Raw genomic sequence first — 24,252 nt, 5'->3', positions numbered from 1 at the left:
CAAGTTCATTTGGCCGGACGACGGGCGGGCCATGGATTTAAGCTGATATCTCCGTAATTCCAAGACAAGGCCCGACAAAGCGTATAGGACACAGCCTTCGCGTGCCCCGCGCCCCTTCCCACTCAGGCTTTTCCTTTGACCTTCACCACCATTCCCTCCCTCGCCCGCGCCCTCGATGAGCGCAATTATGCCGAGCCCACGCCGGTGCAGAGCGCCGTGTTGGCGCCCGAGGCTTTGGAGCGGGACTTGTTGGTGTCCGCTCAGACCGGCTCAGGCAAGACCGTGGCCTATGGCTTGAGCATGGCCCCGACCCTGCTCGGCGCGGCCGAAACCTTCGGCCCGGCGACCAAGCCGCAGGCCCTCGTGATTGCGCCGACGCGCGAACTGGCGCTGCAGGTCGCGCGGGAATTGGGCTGGCTCTACCAATATGCCCGCACCCGCATCGCCACCTGCGTTGGCGGCATGGATGCGCGGCGCGAGCGGCGCAATCTGGAAGACGGCGCGCATATCGTGGTCGGCACGCCGGGGCGGTTGCGCGATCATATGGAGCGCGGCGCGCTGGACCTCTCGGAATTGAAAGCCGTGGTGCTCGACGAAGCCGACGAGATGCTCGATCTCGGTTTTCGCGAGGATCTCGAATTCATCCTCAAGGCCGCGCCCGCAACCAAGCGCAGCCTCTTGTTTTCCGCGACGATGCCGAAAGCCATTGCAACGCTGGCGAAAGACTATCAACGCAACGCCCAGCGCATCGAGGTGACGGGCGGCAAAAGCGGTCATGCCGACATCGAATACCGCGCCATTCGCGTCGCACCGCACGAGCATGAACATGTGGTGGTCAACTTGCTGCGCATGTTGGAAGCCCCTACCGCCATGGTGTTTTGCAACACGCGCGAGGCGGTGCGCCATCTGCACGCGATTTTGCAGGAGCGCGGTTTTTCCGCCGTCGTGCTGTCGGGCGAACTCAGCCAGCATGAGCGCAATCAGGCCATGCTCGCGCTGCGCTCAAACCGCGCCCGTGTCTGCGTCGCCACCGATGTGGCGGCACGCGGCATCGATCTACCCAATGTCGGCATCGTTATCCATGCCGAACTGCCGCATGATGTCGAGACCATGCAGCACCGCTCGGGCCGCACCGGACGCGCGGGCCGCAAAGGCGTGAGCGCCGTGCTGGTGCCGATGTCGCGGCGGCGCCGCGCCGAACGGCTGTTCGTCGATGCAAAATTACAACCGCTGTGGGGCGCGCCGCCGAGCGCCGAAGAGATTCGCGCCAAGGATCAGGAACGGCTGCTCGACGATCCCGTCTTGAACGAGGCCAATAGCGAGGAGGATCTCGCCCTCGCCCGCCTGCTGCTGGCGCAAAAGTCGCCCGAGGAAGTCGCGGCGGCGCTGGCGCGGCTCTACCGCGCGCAACTCCCGGCCTATGAGGACGTCACCGACCCTGGCTATGCCCAATCGACGCGCGAACGTCCCGCACGGGACCGCGACGCCGGACCGGCGGGCGTCGGCAAGAAAGGCTTTGGCGGCGACAGCACGTGGTTCCGCCTCGATATCGGCCGCACCCGTAATGCAGACCCAAAATGGCTGCTGCCGATGCTGTGCAAGCGCGGCCAGATCACCCGCCAGGACATCGGCTCGATCAAGATTTTCGATCACGAGACATTGTTCGAAATCGCGACGCCCGCAGCCGAACGCTTCCTCGCCAATTCCCGCCGCCCCTCGCCCGACAATATCCGCATCCATCCGGCCGACGCAGCCCGCACGCATGATAAGCCGCCGAAGCGGGAGAAGTATAAGGGTGGGAAGAAGGACCTCCCAGAAGGGAAGGTTAAAAAGAAGAAGGGAAAATATCCGAAGGGCGTGTGAGAATTACATCGTCACGAGCAGCGCGGCCAAACTGCAAGGGGGAAATCAAGATATTTGCACCCGACCGGCAGATATAACTTCAGAATGTTGATTTCGAGGGCCGGACGAAGATGTTCGTCTTGCTATTCCAGATACGGCGTCAGCACATCTTCGATCCATTTCATGAATGCGCGGACCCGGCGCGACAAATTGCTCCGATGTGCTACGACGAGGGACACGGCGAGCGCCCGGCGACGAAAATCGGGTATGATCTCCACAAGCGCTCCACTCTCTAAGTATCGGCCAATCCCCAAGAGCGGCGCCTGAATCAGGCCAAGGCCGGCGAGGGCAGCGGCTTCGTAGGTCTGTGCGCTGTTGACGTGTAGCGCACCTGGCAACTGAAGCGTCGCGTAGCCGTCGCCGTCCGGATATTCCCATCCATAGGGTCTTGCGCCCAGTATCGTCGAAAAATGAATTGCCCGATGTTCCTGACGCTGGAGATCTTCTAGCGATCGAGGGACGCCGTAGCGCGCCAGATAGGCGGGGCTGGCAGCGTTGACCATGCGCAACAGGCCCAATGGGCGGGCGATCAGCGTCTCGTCCCTTATGGGTCCAAGCCGCAAGACACAATCGAACCCCTCTTGAACCAGATCGACTTGCCGATCCGTACTCGACAGCTCCAGCTCCAACTCGGGGTGAACCGCCATGAAATCCGGTAAGGCCGGCACGATCGTTGTCCGTGCCACCTCGGTCGGAAGATCGACGCGTAGACGCCCGCGAAGTGCCACGCGATCGCTTGCGAACATCGAGTGCAGATCGTCAACGTCCGCGAGGAGATCGCGGGCACGTGCGCGAAAGACCCGTCCGTCTTCCGTCAACTGCACGCTACGCGTCGTCCGGTGCAGAAGCCTGACGCCGACATCTTCTTCCAGCTTCCGGACCGCCGTTGAGGCCCTTCCCTTCTGAATGCCCAGGCTGTCGGCTGCGCGGGTGAAGCTCCCCATTTCCGCTACCGTTACGAAAATGAGGATGGGTTCGAGATTCTGCATTTTCGTGCCCCGATATTGTTCACCGCAGAGAGAACAGTGAGTTCATTTTCTCGGTGTTTATCACATCTGAGAGACACAGTAAGCTCCGGATATGGGATTCCCCCATCGGAGAATGACAAGTGTCCGAAACTATGAATCTGCATCAAGTGCCTGAAACTATGGCCTTGCATCGCAGCCTGTGGGCCGGCCGGATAATCAGCGCGTTTGTCTTTATCGCTCTGGTGGCAGACGGCATTATTCAGCTTTTCGCTCCGGCACAGATCGCGAGCATGTTGCAGGAAACCGGGTTCGCGATGGACCTGACCCGTGTCGTGGGTCCGATCATACTCGCCTGTGCCATCCTTTACGCCATCCCGGCCACCGCCGTCCTCGGCGCGATCCTCGTGACGGGCTTTTTGGGAGGTGCCATCTGCGCCCATGTCCGCATTGGTGAGTTGGGGTCGCCGCCGGAAATCGTTTCCCTGCTTCTAGGCGCGATGACATGGGGCGGCCTCTACGCGCGCGATCCCCGTATTCGGGCCATTCTGCCGCTCATCCGTTGAACCAACTCGGGCAGTCCCCTGTCCCTCAATATCAGGAGAAAACACATGTTTTTAGTAATGGGAATCACAGGAAAAGTCGGCGGCGCAACGGCAGAACATCTGTTGGCGCACGGCAAGGAAGTACGCGCGCTGGTCCGCAATCGCGAGAAGGCGTCAAGCTGGGCAAACCAGGGGGTGGAACTGGTTGACGGCGATTGGAATGATTCAGCAGCCATCGCGCAAGCGCTCAAAGGCGTCGAAGGCGCGTTTGTCATGTTGCCCGCTGTCTGGGCGCCCTCACCCGATTACAAAGAAGCAAAGGGCGTGATTGCGAACTATGTCGAGGCGCTCACCAAGGCAGCGCCGCCGCGAGTGGTTGCGCTTTCGTCGATGGGTGCGAACAGGACCAGCGGACTCGGGATGGTCACGGCCTTGTCGCTTCTGGAGCAAGGTTTTCGCGACCTGACATCCCCAATCGCATTTGTGCGCGCAGGCGGATTCTTCGAGAATTTCCTTTACGGCTTGCAGGTCGCCCAAGGTGGAACGCTACCGGTCTACTACAATCCGACAAACCGGAAATCGACCATGGTCGCGACGAATGACATCGGCGCGGAGGTCGCAACCCTTTTGCGCGGGCCAGCCTGGTCGGGGCAGCGCTTGGTCGAGCTTGGTTCGATGGTCAGCGCGGATGAAGTCGCCGAGCAATTGGGTGACGTCTTGACGCTTGACGTGAAGGCCTTTGCAGTCCCGCGTGCAGGGTGGGCGGAAGCGTTCGAGCGGTTCGGCATCCCGAAGGGCCACACCGGACCTGCCGAAGAAATGTTTGAGGCCGTGAACGCAGGATGGATGGACCTCGGAGCCGAGCATACGGAGCACGTCGCGGGTACGACGTCCGCACGCGATGTATTCGAGGCCGCACAGAACGCCGCCAAAGCGTAAGTCCGAGACGGATCAGGCATGAGCCGGAGACTGCCCGCTTGTGCGTCGGAGGCGTCGCAGGAAGCGTTCAACAGTTCAAAGCAACGCGAAGCACCTCCCCTCCCGCCTGACCTCCTGAAGCTCCGGGCGGATTTAGGAGTTTCTGTTTCATGATGCATGCATCCGGTGATGCGAAATTCAAAATTTGTGCAACGTCCTGAATGAGAATTGTGGTGACACGAACTTAGATCCCCAATCAGTCCCGAAAACGCCGTCTCGCGGCGATTACCGCGAGACGGCGTGGAATACCGGGAGCGATGATACGTCCAATGCGGGCCATTATGAATTGGCGGGTGGAATAAGGGGATTTAAGTTCGTGTCACCGTAATTCATGACCCTGACTGTCCTGCACAAGGCCAACCTTATGATCCAGACATTTGTTTCCCATCTGGAATGCTCGTTGACAGGAAAGCGCTATCCCGCAGGGGAGATCCATGGCCTGTCAGAGGCCGGACGTCCGCTGCTTGTGCGCTACGATCTCAAAACAATGGCAGCACAGGTCTCAAGAGAGTCCATCGCGGCCTCGCAAACCCCGGGGCTTTGGCGCTACGCGAGCCTTTTACCTGTTACCAAGGCCGAAAATCGCATTTCCCTTGGAGAAGTGGTCACGCCCCTGATCCCGCTCGAGCGGACCATTGCACAACTTGGCGCAAAACCAGGCAAGGTCCTTGTCAAGGATGAGGGCCGCCTGCCGACCGGGTCCTTCAAGGCGAGAGGCCTGTGCCTCGCCGTGTCCATGGCAAAAGAATTCGGGATCAAGCATCTGGCCATCCCCACCAATGGCAATGCCGGGGCGGCCATGGCGGCCTATGCCCGCCGCGCGGGGCAGCGGGCGACCGTTCTCTGTCCGGCGGATACACCGGACATCAACGTCCGTGAAATTCAGCAGCAGGGCGGCGCGACCTATCTGGTCAATGGCCTCATCAATGATTGCGGCGCGATTGTCGGACGGGGCAAGGAAAAAGTCGGCTGGTTCGATGTGTCGACTCTGAAAGAGCCCTATCGCATTGAAGGCAAAAAGACGATGGGTCTTGAGCTGGCCGAACAATTTGGCTGGCGCCTGCCGGATGTGATCTTTTATCCAACCGGAGGCGGTACGGGTTTGATCGGCATGTGGAAGGCATTTCACGAATTGCAGGAACTCGGCTGGATCAGCGGACCCTTGCCACGCATGGTGGCAGTGCAGGCCGATGGCTGCGCGCCGATTGTACGGGCGTGGGAACGAGGCGAGGAGCATGCACCGCTGTGGGAGAATGCCCATACCGTTGCATCGGGGATCCGGGTTCCGGTCGCCGTCGGTGATTTTCTGATCATCCGGGCGGTGCGGGAATCAAACGGGTTTTGCATGGCGATTGCGGATGACGACATCATGGCGATGCGCAATTTCATTGCCCGGGAAGAAGGGCTTCTGCTCTGCCCAGAGGGTGCCGCAACAGTCGCCGCCTATCAAAAGGCGCTTCAGGACGGATTGGTTAGGGCCGATGAAACCGCGGTTCTTTTCAATTGCGCCAGCGGATTGAAATATCCGATGGACAGTGTCAATGCGCGCATCGACAAAGACAAACCCATCGATTTTGCACAATTCTGATGCGGCTGCAAAATTACCCAGAATTACGGTGACGGTGCATCTAATTTAAAATTGCACTATTGCGCACCTCGACAATTCTCGACGGCTGTCCAGGCCTATAGAAAATTAAGTGCACTTTCACCGTAACTCTATCCGTCATTCAAAATGACGCTTAAAGCATGCCTGCAGCCTTGGCGACAAAGAGGCCGATCAGGCCGCCAACGATGGGCGCAAAGACCGGAATCCAGCCGTAGGCCCAATCAGAGCCTCCCTTGCCAGGGATCGGCAAAATTGCATGGGCCAAGCGCGGAGCGAGATCGCGGGCGGGGTTGATCGCATAGCCGGTTGGACCACCGAGCGAAAGGCCGATGCCCCAGACGAGCATCGCGACGATATACGGGCCGAAATAGCCCGGCGTGCCAACGCTTTTCGCGCCGATCGCCGCAACCACGAAGAGCAGGGCAAACGTGCCGATGATTTCGCAGATGATGTTGGCGCCGGTGTTGCGGATCGCCGGACCGGTGCAAAACACGGCGAGTTTCAAGCCCGGATCGCTGGTCTCCTCCCAGTGCGGCAGATAGGCGAGCCAGACGAGGACGGCGCCGATGAACGCGCCGATGAATTGCGCCGGAATGTACGTGGCAACGTGGCTCCAGTCGCCAGTCACGGCCGCAAAGGCAATCGTCACCGCCGGATTCAGATGGCCCGATCCACCGGCAGCGGCCGCGACCAATACGCCACAAAGCACCGCAAAGGCCCAGCCCGCGGTGATCACGATCCAACCAGAATTTTGCCCTTTAGACTTGCTCAGCAGAACCTGCGCAACCACGCCGTCGCCGAACAAGACGAGTGTCATCGTTCCCAGAAGTTCCCCAATGAATCCGCTTCCCATGGTCGTTTTCCTCTTATGCGGCGGCTGCACGCGTGCGAGCGCCTGCCTTGTTGATGATGTAAATCACACGGTCGAATGGCTGGTTGGCCGCGCCACTCCGGAACACGAGAGTTCGACAGCGAAGGCATCGGAATGCCGACGAGAGACGAACGCCGCGTCCCGGCGATATGCGGCCAACGGTTTGCGCTGGTTAAGCGGCGAGATGCTCGAAAATCCGCGCCACGGCTTCGGCGCCAGGATCGATATGGCCATCAAGTTGCTTCGCGCTAATGTAGGCGGCACGGCCCGCTTTCGCCCGAGACAATGTTGCCGTGAAATTCGCGCCGGCACGTGCGGCTGCTGCAGCCGATGTCACGCTTTCGTCGAGCGCGTCGAGTGCTGGCGCCAAAGCATCCACCATCGTTCGGTCGCCGATCCCGGCCCCGCCGATCTCCTGCATCCGGGCGAGCCCAGCTCTGAAGGCTTCACGCATCGGTAATCCGCTCGACGCGCCATCTCCGGCTGCCGCGAAGAAAATCGCGAGGAGCACACCAGATGATCCGCCCATCGTTTGGCTTAGCTCCTGACCGATGGCGCGCAGCAACTGCGTGTGATCCGACAAGGGCAGTCGATCGATCGCCTTCGTTAAGGCGCGGGCCGCCCCAGCCAGGGTCGAACCGGTATCGCCGTCGCCGCACTTCGCATCGAGGGCATTCAGTTCCCGCTCCGAAGTTGTCAGAACGTTACAGCAGCCGATGAGGAATTCTCGCGTCGGTGAGTGGTTGGACGGGATCGGCGTGATCGGCATCACGCCGTCCGGCAGGGAGCTCAGGATGACCGGTCGCACCTCCGAGACCCCGGGCCAGGTGGAAATCGGCACAGGGGCCTTCAAGAGTTCCAGTTCCATCCCATCCGCAGGATAGACGGAGATCGAAAAGCCCTGCATGTCGAGCGAGGTCATCAAAGGCGCCGGGCCAATCACATGCATGATGTTGCGGCCAACAGGCGAATGAATCAGATCATGAACGAGGATGGACATTTCCAACTCGGACGTCCCCCCGAGATTGTTTACCAAGGCGACATGCGGTCCTTCGCCCATGACAGCGGCAAGTCGCGCGACCATGGACGCGACGGAGGAACGAGCGCCCGCAAAGTCGACTTGCTCCGCGCCGGCCTCGCCGTGAATGCCAAGACCGAGTTCAGCCTTGCCTTCCGGTATGCGGTGTTCTTTTGGAGCCCCCGGAACCCTGCAAGTGTCCAGCGACATGCCGATGGAGCGGGTAGCTGCAATGACGCGCTTGGCGGCAGCGGTGACGGTCTCAAGGTCGGCGCCTTTTTCGGCAAGAGCACCGGCGATCTTATGGACAAACAAAGTGCCGGCAATGCCCCGTGCTTGCAGTTGATCGGGAAGCGCGATGTCGTCGTCGACGATGACCATACTGACGTTGAGCCCATAGGCACGCGCGCGCTCGGCAGCAAGGCCGAAGTTGAGACGGTCTCCCGTGTAGTTCTTGACGACCAACAAACATCCGGCCGGGCCAGTCACCGCCAAAATGCCCGCCAGAACGGCATCGACACTCGGCGAGGCAAAAACGTCGCCACAAACGGCGGCGGTCAGCATTCCTTTGCCGACGAAACCGACGTGGGCTGGCTCATGGCCGGATCCGCCGCCCGACACAATCGCCACTTTTGATTTATCCCAGTCGTTCCGGACCACGACACGGATATGCGGATAGCCATCGAGACGCGCAAGATTGCCGCCGGATGTCATTAGTACGCCGTCGATCGCCTCGGTTACGGCGTCTTCTCTCTTGTTGATGAACTGTGCCATATCCCCCTCCTCAAGCTAGTTGCAGGCGCGCCAGGCGGATATCGACACTGAGGAAACGCCCTCCATCGGATTTCCGATCACGCCGGAGCGGGGCAATTCCTTTTCGGCGATCTTATTCGCGCTGGCCAATAGAGCGCGGACGTCGCCCAACCACTTGAAGTGGCGATCTTTCATAGCTGAATCTCCTCCCGTTACTTCCGATTTCGATCAGAAGGTTCAAAACGCCCATTGAGGGCTATTGACGCGGCGTAACATCTCCCGAGCGGAACTGTTCCTTCCGCACCATTTTTGTGGCTTTGCACCCAAAACTCGGGCCGCCACTTCGCAAAGAGTACTGAGGTGCGCACATCAAATCAAGCTATTTTTGTTATATTCTCTCCGAAACGGCAAATTTTGATGTTCGAGCCTCAATCTAGGCGATTTTTGACGTGCGCGCTTCAATTGTTGCCTTTCGATGGTTTTTGTCAGAGGGTCCGCGCGAGAAACCGAAGGAAGAGATTCGACTAAATGCGGCCAACCACAAAAGACCTGGCAGAAGTCGCGGGTGTGAGCCTGGCAACCGTCGATCGCGTGCTGAACGGACGACCGAATGTGAGCGAGAAGGCTGCTCGCCGAGTTTTCGAGGCCATCGATCGCATAGGGTTCGTCCGGAATCCGGCGGCGGTCGCGCTTGCGCGCAATAAGACCTATCGCTTCAATTTCGTTCTGCCCGAACACGGCGATCTTTATCTGCAACAACTCGTTAAGCAGATCGGCGACAGCAGGGAGGAAGTCCGTACGGATTCGACGACGGTGAATATTGTCCAAATCTCCATGGCCGATCCGCATGTCGTCGCAAAATATCTGGCCGCCCTCGATGCGGATTCGGTCGATGGCATTGCCGTCATGGCGCCGGAATCGCCGCAGGTGCGTGACGCGCTCGTGCGTCTTGTCGGACGCGGCGTAAAGGTCGTGCAGTTCCTATCCGGTCAGGAAAAGCTGGAGAACGCCGATTATGTCGGCGTCGATAATTTTGCGGCCGGCGCGACTGCTGGAAAGATTATCGGCCGGTTTGTCGGCGAGAAGCGAGGCAAGATCATGGTCATCGCAGAGACCATGATGGCGCTCGATAGCATTCAGAGGCGTCATGGTTTTGACAGCATCATCAATACTCAGTTTCCGAATTTGCAAAGTCTGCCATCGATAGAAACTTACGCGGATGAAGAGCATGCCGATCTCATCATTCACCGGAGCTTGCAACACAACCCCGATATCGTATCGGTCTATCTGCTGAGTTCGGAAGCCAGGGTTCCCCTCGCAGCGCTGTCGAAATGGCCCGAGGCCCACCGCCTGACTGTGGTCGCCCACGAGCGTACGCCCTTCACCGAGCAGGCACTGATGGATGATCGTCTCGATGCGGTCATCGCTCAGGACCCGCGCGATGCTGTCCGAAGTGCTTTGCGCATCATGCGCGCACGCGTCGACCAGAGAGAACTTTTCGCGTTGCAGGAAAGGATGCGCATTGAGGTGCTGCTCAAAGAGAATCTAGGGGGCGTATAAGTCTGTGGCTCAGCTGCCGGGAAAGTCCCGCATCCATTCCGCAAATTACGCGAATTACGGTGACAGTGCATTTAATCTAAATTGCATTGCCACGCATCCCTACAATTCTTGGCTTCGGTCGGGGCCTATAGCGAATTAAGTGCGCTTCATCGCAATTTTAATTCGGAGCTGCGCCGTTTGCGAGCTGAAAGCGCGCGGTCCCAGCCGTTCGCCCGGTCGAATCATCTCACCCGCTATTCCGCAACCCCGCCGAAATGCCGTTGATCGTGAGCTGAATACCGGTCAGCACCTTCTCGTCATGCTCGTGCTGGCGATAAAGCTGCATCAGTTCGACCTGGATGTGATTGAGCGGGTCGAGATAGGGGAAGCGGTTGCGGATGGAGCGGGCGAGCAGCGGGTTCGATTCCAGAAGCTTGCTCTGCCCCATGATCGCATTCAGCGCCTCGACCGAGCGATGCCATTCGGCGCTGATGCGGCCGAAGATTTCGTTGCGCAGTTCTACGTCCGTCACCAGCGCCGCATAGCGCGAGGCAATCGCCAGGCTGCTCTTTGCCATCACCATGTCCATGTTGGACAATTGGGTGCGGAAGAACGGCCATTCGCGATACATCGCCTGCAGCAGGCTCAAACCGTAGTCCGGCCGCTCCTCGAGCCAGGCCTTGATCGCCGAACCGAAGCCATACCAGCCCGGCAGCATCAGGCGGCATTGGGCCCAGGAGAAGACCCAGGGGATAGCGCGCAGAGCCTCGATCTGTGTCGTCTTCTTGCGCGACGCCGGACGGCTGCCGATGTTGAGCGTCGCAATTTCGGTGATCACCGTCGACGACCAGAAATAGGATTCAAAACCTTCCGTCTCGTAGACCAGGCCGCGATAGGCCTTGAACGCCTTCTCCGACAGGAACTCCATCGCGCCGAGGAATTCCTCGCGCGGGGCGGGACGCTCCGGCTGCAGCAAAGAGGCTTCCAAGGTCGCCGCCGCGAGGATTTCCAGATTGCGGCGGCCGACGTCGGCGTTCGAATATTTACTGGAAATGATCTCGCCCTGTTCGGTGATGCGGATCTGTCCCTGCACCGCTCCGCCCGGCTGGGCGAGAATGGCGTTGTAGCTGGGGCCGCCGCCGCGGCCGACCGAGCCACCGCGGCCATGGAACAGGCGCATCCGCACGCCATGCTTGCGGAATACGTCGATCAGGCCGATCTCGGCCTTGTACAGCTCCCAGCCTGACGTGACGAAGCCGCCGTCCTTGTTGCTGTCCGAATAGCCGAGCATCACCTCCTGCACGCCGCCAAGACTGGTGACGTAGCTCTTGTATTCGGGAATGGAAAAGAGGCTGTCCATCACGCCGGTGCAATTGCGCAAATCCTCGATCGTCTCGAAGAGCGGCACCATGTTGATGGCGGACGTGCCCTCGGCCGTCACGAGCCCCGCTTCCTTCAACAGCAAGGCGAGTTCGAGCAGATCGGAGACGCTCTCGGCTTTCGAAATGATCGCAGTGGCGATGACCTTTTCGCCATGCAGCGCCCGCACTTCCGCTGCCGCGCGGAACACGTCGAGTTCGGATTGCGTTTCCTCGGAATAGGTGATGAAAGGCGAAATGAGCGGCCGGGCCGAGCGCAATTCCTGCAAGAGGCGTTTGACGCGGCCGGCTTCGTCCAGCTTCAGATATTGCGTGCCAGGCGCGACTTCCTCGAGAAGTTCGGCCACGACGCGTTCATGGACATCCGAATTCTGTCGCAGATCCAAGGTCGCAAGATGGAAGCCGAAACACTTGGCGGCCCGGCGCAACACGCGCAGACGGCCGAGCGAGATGATTTTCGAACCATGCGTCTGCAGCGACTGTTGAATGACATCGAGATCGGCCAGAAACTCGCTGACATCCGCGTAAGGCGGCGCGACGCCGACGGGATCACGCGGGGTCTCATATTTGTCGCGCTGCGCGGCCGTCGCCGCAAGGCGCGCGTAAATGCCGGAAATCGCGAGACGGTAAGGCTCTTCGCGCCGATGAATCGAGCGATCGGGCGAGCGCCCGGCCAGCGCCATCAGTTCGGGCGAAGCCTCGACGATGCGGCTCGAAATCGACAATTCGCCGCCCAGCTTGTGCAATTGTTCGAGATAGAATTTCAATGCGTGGACGCTTTGCATCCGCGCCGCCTCGCGCAAAACATCCGCCGTCACGAACGGGTTGCCGTCGCGGTCACCGCCGATCCAGGAACCCAATCGGAAGAACGAAGCGATCTCCTGCTCGCTCTGCTGCGGGTCGCGCGCGCTCAGCATGTCTTCGAGCACGCCGTAAAGCGCCGGCAATTGCCGCAGGAATGTGTAATCGTAATAGGACAGACCATTCGCCACTTCGTCGAGCACCGTCAGCTTGGTGCGGCGCAGGAGATTGGTCTGCCACAGGATGAGAATAGCGCGGCGCAGCTTGTCCTGCGTCTCGGTCGCCTCGTCCGGCGTCATGCGAATGCGCTCGCGGTGGTCGAGGAGATCGGCAACCGCCTGCTCGCGGGTGAGCGTGCTTTTGCGCCGCACCTCGGTCGGATGGGCGGTAAGCACGGGGCTCACTAGCGCATTGTTGAAGAAATCGCGCAAGGTCGCGGCCGAAATGCCGGCCTCATCGGCGCGGTGCAAGCCTTTGGCCAGGGTACCGTCGCGCGGCGCCGACCCTTGCAGATCATGGGCGCGGGTGCGGCGGATGTGGTGCTGATCTTCGGCGATATTGGCGAGATGCGAGAAATAGCTGAAGGCCCGGGTGATCTGCACCGTCTGGGCCGAGGTGAGGCGATCGAGGATCGCCTCAAGTTCTTCCTTCGCCTGGGTATCGTTGGCGCGATGGAAGCGGACCGACAGGGTGCGGATCTGTTCGACGAGGTTGAAAATATCCTCGCCCTCCTGTTCCCGCACCGTATCGCCGAGCATCCGGCCCAGGAGCCGGATGTCTTCCTTCAAGGGCGAATCCTTATCGGTTTCAGACTGAATCGCAGCACCGTTCGTTTCGTCAGCCTGAACGCGATTGGACATTACAACACCTTTACTCTCGGGATTTTCGTCTTAACCACTTTGAGCTTGTTAGCAAGCGGCAGGCCAAAGGGCTCAGCCTCGATCTCGAAAACGTCGCCCGGCTGGGTCGAAATGCCGTCGGAGAAGGATAGGGTCGCCGTGCCGAAATAATGGACATGCACGTCGCCCGGGCGGCGGAACAGCTCATATTTGAAGTGATGCGCCTCCAGATTGGCGATTGTATGGGACATGTTCTGCTCGCCGGAAATGAAAGGCTTTTCCCAGATCACCTCGCGGCCGCGGCGGATGCGCGACGTTCCCTTGATGTCGAGCGGCAGGTCGCCGACCAGCGCCTCGGGACCGATAGAAGACACGCGCAATTTGGAATGGGCGAGAAAGAGATAGTTCTGCCGCTCGGTCACGTGGTCGGAGAATTCGTTGCCGAGCGCGAAGCCGACGCGGGCCGGCGTGCCATCCTTGCCGACCACATAGAGACCAGCGATTTCAGGCTCTTCGCCGCCGTCGAGGGCGAAGCTGGGAGAGAGCAGCGGATGGCCGGGCGGCGTGATGGTCGAGCCGTCGCCCTTATAAAACCATTCGGGCTGCACCCCGACTTGACCCTTGGCCGGCTTGCCGCCTTCGAGGCCCATTTTGAACATTTTCATCGAATCGGTCAGTTTGGAGGCATCTGACAAATCTTTGTGCATTTTGTCGCGCCCTTCGGCAGAGCCGAGGTGGGTGAGCCCGGTGCCGGTGACGAGAAGATGCGCCGGATCGGCATGGTCGATCGGCGGCAGCACCCGGCCTTCCTTCAAGGCGGCCTTCAAATCGACCGGCGCGCCGATGCCGCGCGCGGCAATGCGCTTGCGGATCGGTTCGCCGAGTTCGAGCGCCTCCATCGCCAAGGCGTAAGTCGTGCGGATGCCTTTGACGAGCCGCGTCTCGCCTCGCGCGGTCACCACCAGCGCCCGTTTTCCTTTGTCGTCGATGATCTGCGCCAGACGCATGGTCGTTCCTTTTCTACTCCCGAGAGTTTCCGTACTTGCAAGCGGGCAAGCCTGCTTGCGGCAAATTCAATGCGCGACTCAGGCTCATCCAAGTTGCGCATCTTGAGATGTAGCGCCCCGCGCAAACGCGAGGCGCCATGCAATTAAATTGAAACCGGATTAGCTATCACATCGTCGCGCCGATTTGCCAAGGCACGAATTCCGCGTCGCCGTAGCCAAGCGCCTCGGATTTCGAATGTTCGCCGGACGCGACGCGGAGCACTTTGTCGAAAATCTCCTGGCCCTTTTCGGCAATGCTGATGCCATCGAGCACGTCGCCGCAATTGATGTCCATGTCATCGGTCATGCGGCGATAGGTGTCGTTGTTCGTCGCAAGCTTGATCGACGGCGTCGGCTTGCAGCCATAGGCCGAACCGCGTCCTGTCGTGAAGGCGAGGACATTGGCGCCGCCCGCCACTTGGCCGGTTGCCGAAACCGGATCGTAACCGGGCGTATCCATGAAGACGAAGCCCTTGGCGGTCACCGGCTCGGCATAATGATAGACGCCCTGCAACGTGGTCGTCCCGCCCTTGGCCGCCGCGCCCAGCGATTTTTCCAAAATCGTCGTCAAACCACCGGCCTTGTTGCCCGGCGAGGGATTATTGTTCATCTCCATTTTGTTGCGGCTGGTGTAATCTTCCCACCAGTGAATCATGTCGACGAGTTTCTCGCCGATTTCCCGCGTCGCCGCGCGCCGAGTCAGAAGGTGCTCCGCCCCATAGATTTCCGGCGTCTCCGACAGGATCGCGGTGCCGCCGTGGCGCACGAGAATGTCGACGGCGGCGCCGAGCGACGGATTGGCCGTGATGCCGGAATAGCCATCGGAGCCGCCGCATTGCAATGCCAGCATCAATTCGGATGCTGGGACCGTTTCGCGCTTCGCCTGATTGGCGATCGGCAGCATGGCCTTCAGCGCCTCGACGCCGGCGAGAACCGTCTTCTTCGTGCCGCCCGTCTCCTGGATCGTCATACTGCGGAAAGTGTCGGATTCCTGAATGCCATAGGCATCTTTCCAGCGTGCGATCTGAAAACCTTCGCACCCCAAACCAACCATCACGACCCCGGCGACATTCGGATTGCCGGCATAGCCCCATTGCGTGCGCTTCAGCGTTTCGTAGCCCTCGCCCTTCACGTCGAGCGCGCAGCCGCCGCCATGGACGAGCGGAATGACGCCATCAATATTGGGATAATCGCGTAGGATGCCGGAGCGCTCGATCTCCTGCGCCATGAAGCGCGCAACCGAGGCCGAGCAATTCACGCTGGTGAGAATCGCCACATAATTGCGCGTGCCGACCTTGCCGTTGGCGCGGCGAAAACCTTCGAAGGTCGCCTGCTGCTCCACGGGCAGAACGACCTCGTTATGCGCATCCTCGGCAAACCGGTAATCGCGCGCGAATGCATGCATTTCGACATTCTGCTCATGCACCCACTGGCCCGGCGCGATGTCGCTGCTGGCAAAGCCGATGATCTGGCCGAACTTGAGCACCGGCTCGCCTTTGGCGATCGGCGTAGTCGCCATTTTGTGGCCTTTAGGTACGCGCGCCGCGGCTTTCACTCCCGCCACATCGGCACCGGTGTCGATGACATCGACCGCAATGACGACGTTGTCGGCAGGACTGAGACGGATTATGCGGGGGGACATATTAACTCCAACACTCTTCAGGTCGAGAACAGGCTCGGCCTTTGTTTGACATAGGATTCGAACATCACGGCCGTCTGGCTGAGGTGGTCGCGCATGGCCGCCATAGCTTTGTCGGCGTCGCCCGCGTTGAGTGCATCGACGATGGCGCGATGCTCGGCATAGGTGACGGGCATCCGGCCGGGCAGAGGCAGCAGCAGACGGCGCACGCGTTCGAGATGCGATCGCAACCCTTCCAGGATCTCGCTCGAATGCAGCAGATTGAGACCGCCGATGATGATGCGGTGAAACTCGACATCGAGGGCGTAAAAGCCGGAATAATCCTGCGCCTCGACGGCGGCGACCTGATAACGCAGGTTGCGCTCGAGCTTCTCGAGCGCTTCATGCGTCAGACGCCGCGCCGCCTCGCCAGCGATTTCCGCCTCGAGCGCGCGACGGATCAGCAGCAATTCACGCACATCGTCTGCGGAAATTTTGGCGACGAAGGAACCGTGCTGCGGTTCGATCACCACCAGGCGCTCGTAAGCGAGGCGATTGATCGCCGTGGTGACGGGAAAACGCGACATGCCCAGCCGACTGCATAATTCCACTTTGTCAATCGCCATGCCCGGCTCGAAAGTGCCGGATAGAATCGCCTCCTTGATCTCGTCGTAAACCTGATCGGCTTTGGACGCTCGGCGGCTCTCCTCGCCGGATGGGGGGCGATTGGCACGCGCGCGTGAGGGTATGGCCATGGGTCGCTCTTCGATTTGACGCGCTGATCACTGAGCGGCTTGCCATGGGAGCCGAACAGCGACTAGCATGCTAGAGGCTAGACAGCGCACCCCTGTCCGTCAATACTTCTGTCCGAAATCACGCCCTCTTCCGAGGCGAATGCCCCGGTTTTTTTGCATGGAATCCGTCAATATGCCGCAAATCACCCTCGATCTTGGCCAAACCCTGCCGAAAGACGGCTTGGCCGGAGCCCTTGCCGGACGTGTCTGGCGCCCCGACCGGGAGGGACCGAGCGTCGCCGCCATCCGGGAGGATGGCGTTTTCGACATTTCGGCCGCCTTCCCGACGATGCGCGACCTGTGCGAGGCGCCCGCCCCGGCGGAGGCGTTGCGGCGGGCGGACGGCGAGCGCATCGGTGCTTTGGCCGACATTCTCGCCAATACGCCACCCGACGCACGCGATTCCAGCCGCCCCTGGCTGCTTGCGCCGATCGACCTGCAGGCGATCAAGGCGGCCGGCGTCACCTTCGCTGTCTCGATGCTGGAGCGGGTGATCGAGGAGCGGGCGCGCGGCGATTATCACGCCGCCGCGGCGCTGCGGCAGGAGATCAATGCGCTCATCGGCGACGACCTCTCGCAACTCAAACCCGGCTCGCCGCAGGCGCAGCATCTCAAGGATCTGCTGATCGCCAAGGGCGCCTGGTCGCAATATCTCGAAGTCGGCATCGGGCCGGATGCCGAGATCTTCACCAAGAGCCAGCCGATGTCGGCGGTCGGCACGGGCATGGATGCGGGCATCCATCCGATTTCGACCTGGAACAATCCGGAACCGGAGATCGTGCTGGTCGTCACCTCAACAGGCCGGATCGTCGGCGCCAGCCTCGGCAATGACGTGAATTTGCGCGATGTCGAGGGCCGCTCGGCGCTGCTGCTCGGCAAGGCGAAGGACAATAACGCCTCCTGCGCCGTTGGGCCGTTCCTGCGGTTCTTCGACGCCAGTTTCTCGCTCGACGACGTGCGCAGCGCTTACGTGCACCTGAGCGTCGACGGGCCCGAAGGCTTCCATCTCGAAGGCGGCAGTTCGATCGCCAAGATCAGCCGCGACCCCGCCGATCTCGCCAGGCAGATGATCGGCCCGCACCACCAATATCCCGATGGCGCCGTGCTGTTCCTCGGCACGATGTTCGCGCCGATCCAGGACCGCGACACGCCCGGCAAAGGTTTCACACATAAGACGGGCGACATTGTCACCGTTTCGACGGACAAGCTTGGCATGTTGGTCAATCGCATGAACCATTCGACCGAATGTCCGCCCTGGACCTTCGGCGTCTCCCACCTCTTCCGCAACCTCGCACAACGTAAGCTTATCTAGGAAATGTCCATGTCCGATCTCAAACAGAATTTCATCGCCGGCGAATGGGTCGCGGGCGCCGGCGTCACCCGCAACGTCAATCCTTCCAACACCGATGACGTGATCGCGGAATATACGCAGGCCGACGCCACCCAGGCCCAGCAGGCCATCGCCGCCGCCAAGGCCGCCGCACCGAAATGGGCACGCTCGACGCCGCAAGAGCGTTACGACGCGCTGAAGAAAATCTCGGACGAAATTCTCGCACGCAAGGAAGAACTCGGCCGCCTCTTGTCGCGCGAAGAAGGCAAGACCTTGCCGGAGGGCATCGGCGAAGTGACCCGGGCGGGGCAGATCTTCGCCTTCTTCGCCGGCGAGGCCTTGCGCCTGAGGGGCGACAAACTGCCGAGCGTGCGGCCGAACATCGATGTCGAAATCACCCGCGAGCCGGTGGGCGTCGTCGGCATCATCACGCCGTGGAATTTCCCCATCGCCATTCCCGCCTGGAAGATCGCGCCGGCCCTGTGCTATGGCAATGCCGTCGTGTTCAAGCCCGCCGATCTCGTGCCCGGCTCGGCGCATGCGCTGTCCGACATCATCGCGCGCTCCGGCCTGCCGAAGGGCGTGTTCAACCTGGTGATGGGGCGCGGCTCGGTCGTGGGCGAGACGTTTCTCACCCATCGCGATGTCAATGCCATCACCTTCACCGGCTCGGTCGCGACGGGGCGCAAAGTGGCGGCGGCCTGCGTCGGCCGCATGGCGAAATTCCAGCTCGAAATGGGCGGCAAGAATCCGCTCGTCGTGCTCGACGATGCGGATCTGAAAGTCGCAGTCGAATGCGCGGCGAACGGCGGCTTCTTTTCGACCGGCCAGCGCTGCACGGCCTCGTCCCGCCTGATCGTCACGAGCGGCATTCACGACGCGTTCGTGGCCGCTCTGACCGAACGGCTCAAAGGTCTCGTGGTGGACGATGCCTGCAAGGCCGGAACGCAGATGGGCCCCGTGGTCGATCAGAGCCAGCTCGATCAAGACCTGTCCTATATCAAGATCGGCCAGGACGAAGGCGCGACCTTGGCCACCGGCGGCGAGCTCGTGAAACGCGACACGCCCGGCTTCTACCTGACCCCTGCCCTCTTCGTGAACAGCACGAATGACATGCGCATCGCCCGCGAGGAAATCTTCGGCCCGGTGGCCAATGTCATCCGCGCCAAGGATTATGACGAGGCGCTGGCGCTGGCCAACGACACGGAGTTCGGTCTCGCCACCGGCATCTGCACCACGAGCCTCAAATATGCCTCGCATTTCAAGCGCAATGCGGAGGCCGGCATGGTGATGGTCAACCTGCCGACCGCGGGCGTGGATTATCACGTGCCGTTTGGCGGCACGAAGGGGTCGAGCTACGGTTCGCGCGAACAGGGCACCTATGCGGCCGAGTTCTACACGACCGTGAAGACCGCCTACACGCTCCCGTGAGATCGTAGGATTCTAACGATGCGGCGCGGACCCTTCTCCCCGCTCACAAACCGGGTTTACCCGGTTTGTGCATTCCTGATGCTGAACTCGGCAACAGCCGAGTTCAGTTCGGGGAGAAGGGTCCGCGCTTTAATCCTGCCCCAAGCTTCGGCTGAAAATGCCGCTGAGCGAGCCGGAAAAACTGGCGTTCAGCGGCAGATTATGATTGGGGGCGCTGTAAAGCGCGACGACGAGGTCGCGGCGTTCCTGCTCGGCCAGAATGAGCGCGACGCGGGCGACCCGCTTCTTGATCGCGGTCAACGTGCCGCTGATGATTTGCCCGCCGGGTAGCGCCAGATCGATCGAAGCGTCTTTAGCCACCTTCACATCGCGGGGCAAACGGATCCGCGCCTCGACGGTCGAGAGATGCTCCAGCACGCCGGTCGCCGTGCGCCCGTCTGCACGGATGCGGATCGGCTGATTGGTCTCGAACAATTCCTCGCGATGGGCGCGCGGCCGCTCGAAGCAAACGAGACAGGCGACCGCGGAGAGAATGGCCGAGCAACCGGCCCAGACAAGATTGAGCAGATCGACCGGCGAGAGTTCGGACGGCGCGGCGGGCCCGAAGAGGCTCCAGAAGATCGCCCCCAGCGAGATCGCCAGGAAACCACCGAAAGTCCACAGCAGGTCCCATCGCACGATGATGCGCGACCGGTCACCGCCCTTGTCGGTCACTTTGAACGGCCGCCCGAAAGGACGGTAACAACAAGTGATGAGCGTCCAGGTCACGGCCACCGCCGACATCATATGGGTCACTTCCATCATCAGCGGCAATGTGCGCCGCCGCGTGATCCACATGCCATGCGCATAAAAGACGATGAGCGCCGGAATCGCATAACGTAGGAACGCTTCGTAATCGACGTCGAACGCCGGAATATCGAAGAACCAATAAACGGCAGGCGCGAGCAGCATGAACAGCATGAAGGGTTTGCACAACCAACTCAGCACGCCGTGAAAGAACTGCACGCGCTGCATGAAGGTGTAACCGGAGACGATCATCGGCGATGTCTTGAGCAGCGCCACCTGAATCGTACCAAGGCACCAGCGCGCGCGCTGGGTGATATATTCCGGCAACCCCTCCGCCGCGAGACCGACGCTCAACGACTCGTTCAGCCAGCGCGTTACATAACCGTGCCGCAGCAGCGTATAGGAGAGGTTGAGATCTTCCGAGACGGCCTCATACGGAAAGCCGCCGATTTCATTCACGCGGTCGCGCCGCACAACGAAACTCGTGCCGACACAGAAGGCCGAATCCCACGCGTCTTTCGCCGGCTGGAAAATATCGAAGAACACGCGCTGATCGTCGATCCAGCTTTTGCTCGCGCCCAGATTGTGCTGCACCGGATCGGCATTGAAATAAAGCTGCGGCGTCTGCACGAGACCAACGCGCGGATCGCGAAACAGGCCGACGGTGCGACGCAGGAAATTCGCATGCGGCGCGAAATCGGCATCGAGCACCAGGATCAACGGTGAGGCATCCGGCCCTTCCGTCACGCGCAGGCCATTGTTAAGATTGCCGGCCTTCGCCCATTCGTTCTTCGGACGGGTGATATAGAAGACGCCAACGTCAGCACAATAATCCTTGAGCCAGCCGCGGCGCGTATCGTCGAGCACGAAGATGCGTTTGGCCGGATAGTCCATCGCGCGCGCCAGCAGGATCGATTTTTCGAGCACGTCGATCGGCTCGTTATAGGTGCAGATGAAGATGTCGACGGCCGGCCATGCGCCCGACGCGGTCAATTTCGCTTCTTCCCGGTCGGCCAGTGCGGAATGATCGGACGTGCGCAGCAGAACGACGATCGAGAGAAGCGTATAGACGATCGATATGAGCTCAAAACCGAAATAGCTATATTGCCACAGGGTCGTCGCCGACCAATCCGGCGGCAGCAGCGTCTGCGTCCAGCGCCAGCACACATAGGCAACGATCAACGCGGCCGTGAAGCCGCCGAACAGCGCGCGATCCAGAAACCGGCGGGGGTCGAGCAGCAACATCATGAAGGCGGCAAGACCAAGCATGCCGAGATCGAAAAGCAGGATGGAGAGCGTATCGCCCGACGCCTCGAACATCAGTGCACCCTTTCTCCGATAAAAGGATTCCAGCCCAGCGCCGCTAATGCGCCCCAGGCCGTTGCGCCCAAATGCGGGCGATGGAAATAAAAGAAATCCGCGCCGTTCTGCGCCTCGACTTTCAGGCCTGTCGGCACTTCGCCGTCGCTCGTCGCGTAAAGAAACCCGTCGGGCGCAATGCTGTTTGCGATATCGTGTAGGAGTTCGTTGGCATGATCCATCTCGCCGATTGCCTGCAGCGCCAGGGCGGTTTGCGCCGAACCTTCGGTCCAGGCGTGTTCCCCCAAGCCTGCGAAGGTCATGCCGCTCGGCCGGCGCAGATGATCGAAAGCGAAGAGGACCGCGCGCTTGTATGAATCCGCCGCATCGGGAATCGCGAGCACCGACCAGACTTGCACATCGAGCGCGTAACGATCATGCGGCGGATCGGTCCCGTCAGGATTGGTGCCGATCAGAAAATAACCCGGCCCCGCGAGAAAACGCGACGCCACGAACTGCGACGCCTTGGCCTGCATCTCTAGCACGTTCGGTGCGTTGCCGCGTTTGACGAGCCAATGGGCCGCCGCCGCCACATCGAGATTGTGCTCGGTCGATTTCCACGTCTGTGCAATTTGCGCGCCGTCAAAGCCTGATTGGCCGCCCGTGAAGCCCGCAGGCCCCAGCCCGACCGCGGCATGCGCGTCAATCCAGCTCAACAATTGCTGTGCGCCATCGCCGTAGCGGCGATCGCCGCTGGCCTTTTCGACATTGAGCAGCGCCAGCGCCGCCCAGGCGAGATTGCCGGTGGCAGAACCGTCCTGATACGCATCTTCCGCCCAATGATTGCCGTTCGGATCCCACCAACCAGGCGGATCGGCCGTGGCACCACCCAAGGCACCGGCGCGATAGGCATTGCGCACGCGATGATCGGGGAACGTCCGATCGCGCGCCATCGCGATCAACAGCGCATCGGCGATCCGCTTGGCGCGCGCCACATCGCCGCAGCCCACAAGGGCGATGGCCGCAACGGCGTTGTCATAGACGAAGGCCGATGTCGCGAGCCACGGTGGCAATTGCGTTTCCTGCGGGCCGAGATGATAGCTCAACACGAAGACCGGCGCGTCGCGCGGCGCGCCCGGTGCCGCCGCATCGACGGCGCTGGCCAAGGCATGGCACAGCCGCCCCGCCAAATCCGGCTGAACCGGTGCGGCACGAGCCGCACCGGTCAACAGAAATGAAGACAGAAGCGCCAGGCGCAACATGCGAAGTTTCCGACGCGCCATCGGGCCGATCAAAGCTTTTGCCATCAATGGGCCGATGCCGCGGCGGTGCGGTTGCCCCACGGATCGACGAGCGCATTGGCCACGTCAGCTGCGGCCGCGTGCAAGCCGTTCGAAAGCCCCGCGACCCAATTGTTCGCGCGCGACACGCTGACCCAGCGGCCGATGTCGCATTGGCCGCCGGTATTGGCGGTGGACGCGCGCACGATCGGCGCGTCTGGACGCACGATCACATAAAGCTCACGTCGCTCGGTTTGCGGAAACGGCAAGGCGAAATTCTGGTCGGTCTTCTCGCTCGTCTTGGGCAGAATTTCCGTCACCGTTCCTGGCACGTTGCCGTCGGGGCCGGCATCGATGCTCACACGCGAGCCGACCGCCAGATTCGAGCCCTGGCGATAGGAGAAGATCGCCACGACGAACGCTGCGTTGCAATCGGTGAGGCGCGCCAGCTCATCGCCCACCATCAAATGCCGGCCGACCGACGCATCGAGCGACAACACTTCGCCATGAGCCGGCGCGGCAATGGTTGCCTCCTTCAGCTGTGTGAGGCGATTCGATTCGGTGTCATATTGCTGGCGCAGCGAATCGACCGTGGCGCTCGCTTGCACCCGCTCGATTTCGAGCCGCTGGCGGTCGATCTCGACGTCGTGGCGCTTTTGAATGAGCGCGGTGAGATCATGCGCGTCGTCGCCGACAAAAACGCCCTTTTTCGCGCTTTCGAGCTCCGACTGCTTCTGCTGCAACTTGGTGGCGATGCTCTGCTTTTGATATTCGGCGGCATGCATCTGCTGCACGACGGGGCCTAGCGTCGTCGGCGCGAAGATCTTCTTCGCCACCAACCCCTCTTGGCGTGTGACGAGCCCCTGGCGTTCATTCAACCCCGCCTGCGCGGCGCCAACCTGGTCCTGCAGATCGGCCACCGCATTGGCGTCGCGCGTGACCAAGATTTGCGTCGCGCGGTCGATGTCGCTCTTGAGCTGCGCCAGATAACCGTCGTCGGTCGCCTGGCGTGCGAGGATGGCACGAAGATCATGTTCGGCATCGTTCAAATGCCCCTCCAGCATGATCAATGTGGAGCGGTCGATGGTGGCATTGCCGATTTCGGCAATCGGCGCGTCCGGCTTCACCGGCGTGCCGGCGGCCATATGCAGGGCGGTGACCTCGCCCGCGATCGGTGCCGTGACCAATGTGACCGGTGCGTCGATGATCGCCCGATCCGACTGATCCGTCAGAATCTGGGGAAAGAGCGAGGTGAAGCCAAGAAGGCACAGCGCCGTTGCAACGGTCAGCATCATGCCGCGCTTGAGAGCGACCAACGAGCCTTGGGTCGACTTTTTCGAGCCGATCTTCTGGCCGAGCGGCACGCCGCCCGCACCAATCGCCTCACGCGGAAAATTCACTTGAGTCATTCAGAATCCCTAACTCCACACGGTGGTTTCGGGCGTTTCCTCATCATTTTGTGATACCGCGCA

17 protein-coding genes are annotated in these 24,252 nt (G+C 61.0%); 7 read left to right on the top strand and 10 right to left on the bottom strand.

Annotated elements, in window-relative coordinates:
• The first annotated feature begins 135 nt into the window (after positions 1 to 135).
• The gene (locus V9T28_RS02760) at positions 136 to 1,863 is read left to right on the top strand and encodes a DEAD/DEAH box helicase (protein WP_116400671.1); all 1,728 of its coding nucleotides are present in this window, start codon (positions 136 to 138) and stop codon (positions 1,861 to 1,863) included.
• A 122-nt stretch (positions 1,864 to 1,985) separates the two neighbouring features.
• Here V9T28_RS02760 and V9T28_RS02755 read toward each other — a convergent pair whose 3' ends face one another.
• Entirely contained in the window at positions 1,986 to 2,891 is a 906-nt protein-coding gene (locus V9T28_RS02755; protein WP_116400670.1) for a LysR substrate-binding domain-containing protein, read from the bottom strand.
• Between the two features lie 119 nt (positions 2,892 to 3,010).
• Between V9T28_RS02755 and V9T28_RS02750 the strand changes: the two genes are divergently transcribed.
• From V9T28_RS02750 to V9T28_RS02740, 3 genes are all read left to right on the top strand, one after another.
• Positions 3,011 to 3,433, top strand: coding sequence for a DoxX family protein (locus V9T28_RS02750; RefSeq protein ID WP_116400669.1), 423 nt, complete (start codon positions 3,011 to 3,013; stop codon positions 3,431 to 3,433).
• 45 nt (positions 3,434 to 3,478) lie between these two features.
• Entirely contained in the window at positions 3,479 to 4,351 is an 873-nt protein-coding gene (locus V9T28_RS02745) for an NmrA family NAD(P)-binding protein (protein WP_116400668.1), read from the top strand.
• Between the two features lie 370 nt (positions 4,352 to 4,721).
• Complete coding sequence (locus V9T28_RS02740) at positions 4,722 to 5,978, top strand: threonine synthase (protein WP_199500107.1); 1,257 nt, start codon at positions 4,722 to 4,724, stop codon at positions 5,976 to 5,978.
• A 151-nt stretch (positions 5,979 to 6,129) separates the two neighbouring features.
• On the opposite strand, the gene V9T28_RS02735 is transcribed toward V9T28_RS02740, so the two are convergent.
• Positions 6,130 to 6,849: an MIP/aquaporin family protein gene (locus V9T28_RS02735; RefSeq protein ID WP_116400667.1), complete on the bottom strand. Its 720-nt coding sequence runs from the start codon at positions 6,847 to 6,849 to the stop codon at positions 6,130 to 6,132.
• Positions 6,850 to 7,039: 190 nt separating this feature from the next.
• Positions 7,040 to 8,659: a dihydroxyacetone kinase subunit DhaK gene (locus V9T28_RS02730; protein ID WP_116400666.1), complete on the bottom strand. Its 1,620-nt coding sequence runs from the start codon at positions 8,657 to 8,659 to the stop codon at positions 7,040 to 7,042.
• A gap of 507 nt (positions 8,660 to 9,166) precedes the next feature.
• Between V9T28_RS02730 and V9T28_RS02725 the strand changes: the two genes are divergently transcribed.
• Positions 9,167 to 10,198: a LacI family DNA-binding transcriptional regulator gene (locus tag V9T28_RS02725; RefSeq protein ID WP_116400665.1), complete on the top strand. Its 1,032-nt coding sequence runs from the start codon at positions 9,167 to 9,169 to the stop codon at positions 10,196 to 10,198.
• A 226-nt stretch (positions 10,199 to 10,424) separates the two neighbouring features.
• Here the strand turns inward: V9T28_RS02725 and ppc are convergent, their stop codons facing one another.
• From ppc to V9T28_RS02705, 4 genes are all read right to left on the bottom strand, one after another.
• The gene (gene ppc / locus V9T28_RS02720) at positions 10,425 to 13,217 is read right to left on the bottom strand and encodes a phosphoenolpyruvate carboxylase (RefSeq protein WP_116400664.1); all 2,793 of its coding nucleotides are present in this window, start codon (positions 13,215 to 13,217) and stop codon (positions 10,425 to 10,427) included.
• The gene (gene araD1, locus V9T28_RS02715) at positions 13,217 to 14,203 is read right to left on the bottom strand and encodes an AraD1 family protein (RefSeq protein WP_116400663.1); all 987 of its coding nucleotides are present in this window, start codon (positions 14,201 to 14,203) and stop codon (positions 13,217 to 13,219) included. Before araD1 ends, ppc begins: the two co-directional genes overlap by 1 nt.
• Positions 14,204 to 14,369: 166 nt before the next feature.
• On the bottom strand, positions 14,370 to 15,884 hold the full coding sequence (locus tag V9T28_RS02710) for a UxaA family hydrolase (protein WP_116400662.1): 1,515 nt from the start codon (positions 15,882 to 15,884) through the stop codon (positions 14,370 to 14,372).
• A 17-nt stretch (positions 15,885 to 15,901) separates the two neighbouring features.
• Entirely contained in the window at positions 15,902 to 16,615 is a 714-nt protein-coding gene (locus V9T28_RS02705) for a GntR family transcriptional regulator (RefSeq protein WP_116400661.1), read from the bottom strand.
• A 172-nt stretch (positions 16,616 to 16,787) separates the two neighbouring features.
• Here V9T28_RS02705 and V9T28_RS02700 point away from each other — a divergent pair, with 172 nt between their 5' ends.
• The gene (locus V9T28_RS02700) at positions 16,788 to 17,966 is read left to right on the top strand and encodes a fumarylacetoacetate hydrolase family protein (RefSeq protein WP_116400769.1); all 1,179 of its coding nucleotides are present in this window, start codon (positions 16,788 to 16,790) and stop codon (positions 17,964 to 17,966) included.
• A gap of 9 nt (positions 17,967 to 17,975) precedes the next feature.
• Positions 17,976 to 19,415 (top strand): aldehyde dehydrogenase family protein, encoded by a 1,440-nt coding sequence (locus V9T28_RS02695; RefSeq protein WP_116400660.1) that lies wholly within the window; start codon positions 17,976 to 17,978, stop codon positions 19,413 to 19,415.
• A gap of 129 nt (positions 19,416 to 19,544) precedes the next feature.
• Here the strand turns inward: V9T28_RS02695 and V9T28_RS02690 are convergent, their stop codons facing one another.
• From V9T28_RS02690 to V9T28_RS02680, 3 genes are read right to left on the bottom strand one after another with little or no spacing between them, the layout of a single operon-like run.
• Positions 19,545 to 21,521: a glycosyltransferase family 2 protein gene (locus V9T28_RS02690; RefSeq protein WP_199500106.1), complete on the bottom strand. Its 1,977-nt coding sequence runs from the start codon at positions 21,519 to 21,521 to the stop codon at positions 19,545 to 19,547.
• Positions 21,521 to 22,762 carry a hypothetical protein gene (locus tag V9T28_RS02685; protein WP_210210412.1) on the bottom strand — a complete coding sequence of 414 codons (1,242 nt, stop codon included), beginning with the start codon at positions 22,760 to 22,762 and terminating at the stop codon, positions 21,521 to 21,523. The genes V9T28_RS02690 and V9T28_RS02685 overlap by 1 nt, the downstream gene beginning before the upstream one ends.
• A 44-nt stretch (positions 22,763 to 22,806) precedes the next feature.
• On the bottom strand, positions 22,807 to 24,189 hold the full coding sequence (locus V9T28_RS02680) for an HlyD family secretion protein (RefSeq protein WP_116400657.1): 1,383 nt from the start codon (positions 24,187 to 24,189) through the stop codon (positions 22,807 to 22,809).
• Positions 24,190 to 24,252: the final 63 nt, after the last annotated feature.

The organism is Methylovirgula sp. 4M-Z18, from assembly GCF_037890675.1.
In the GTDB taxonomy this organism is placed as follows: Bacteria; Pseudomonadota; Alphaproteobacteria; order Rhizobiales; family Beijerinckiaceae; genus 4M-Z18.
The sequence above is the reverse complement of the archived record's forward strand: the minus strand, read 5'-3'. Positions and strand labels throughout refer to the sequence as shown.

What these genes read in the sequence shown, in the direction of transcription:
- V9T28_RS02755 (WP_116400670.1), bottom strand. Translation starts at nt 2,891, where the DNA reads ATGCAGAATCTCGAACCCATCCTCATTTTCGTAACGGTAGCGGAAATG.
- V9T28_RS02745 (WP_116400668.1), top strand. Translation starts at nt 3,479, where the DNA reads ATGTTTTTAGTAATGGGAATCACAGGAAAAGTCGGCGGCGCAACGGCA.
- V9T28_RS02740 (WP_199500107.1), top strand. Translation starts at nt 4,722, where the DNA reads ATGACCCTGACTGTCCTGCACAAGGCCAACCTTATGATCCAGACATTT.
- V9T28_RS02735 (WP_116400667.1), bottom strand. Translation starts at nt 6,849, where the DNA reads ATGGGAAGCGGATTCATTGGGGAACTTCTGGGAACGATGACACTCGTC.
- V9T28_RS02730 (WP_116400666.1), bottom strand. Translation starts at nt 8,659, where the DNA reads ATGGCACAGTTCATCAACAAGAGAGAAGACGCCGTAACCGAGGCGATC.
- V9T28_RS02725 (WP_116400665.1), top strand. Translation starts at nt 9,167, where the DNA reads ATGCGGCCAACCACAAAAGACCTGGCAGAAGTCGCGGGTGTGAGCCTG.
- ppc (WP_116400664.1), bottom strand. Translation starts at nt 13,217, where the DNA reads ATGTCCAATCGCGTTCAGGCTGACGAAACGAACGGTGCTGCGATTCAG.
- araD1 (WP_116400663.1), bottom strand. Translation starts at nt 14,203, where the DNA reads ATGCGTCTGGCGCAGATCATCGACGACAAAGGAAAACGGGCGCTGGTG.
- V9T28_RS02710 (WP_116400662.1), bottom strand. Translation starts at nt 15,884, where the DNA reads ATGTCCCCCCGCATAATCCGTCTCAGTCCTGCCGACAACGTCGTCATT.
- V9T28_RS02705 (WP_116400661.1), bottom strand. Translation starts at nt 16,615, where the DNA reads ATGGCCATACCCTCACGCGCGCGTGCCAATCGCCCCCCATCCGGCGAG.
- V9T28_RS02700 (WP_116400769.1), top strand. Translation starts at nt 16,788, where the DNA reads ATGCCGCAAATCACCCTCGATCTTGGCCAAACCCTGCCGAAAGACGGC.
- V9T28_RS02695 (WP_116400660.1), top strand. Translation starts at nt 17,976, where the DNA reads ATGTCCGATCTCAAACAGAATTTCATCGCCGGCGAATGGGTCGCGGGC.
- V9T28_RS02690 (WP_199500106.1), bottom strand. Translation starts at nt 21,521, where the DNA reads ATGTTCGAGGCGTCGGGCGATACGCTCTCCATCCTGCTTTTCGATCTC.
- V9T28_RS02685 (WP_210210412.1), bottom strand. Translation starts at nt 22,762, where the DNA reads ATGTTGCGCCTGGCGCTTCTGTCTTCATTTCTGTTGACCGGTGCGGCT.
- V9T28_RS02680 (WP_116400657.1), bottom strand. Translation starts at nt 24,189, where the DNA reads ATGACTCAAGTGAATTTTCCGCGTGAGGCGATTGGTGCGGGCGGCGTG.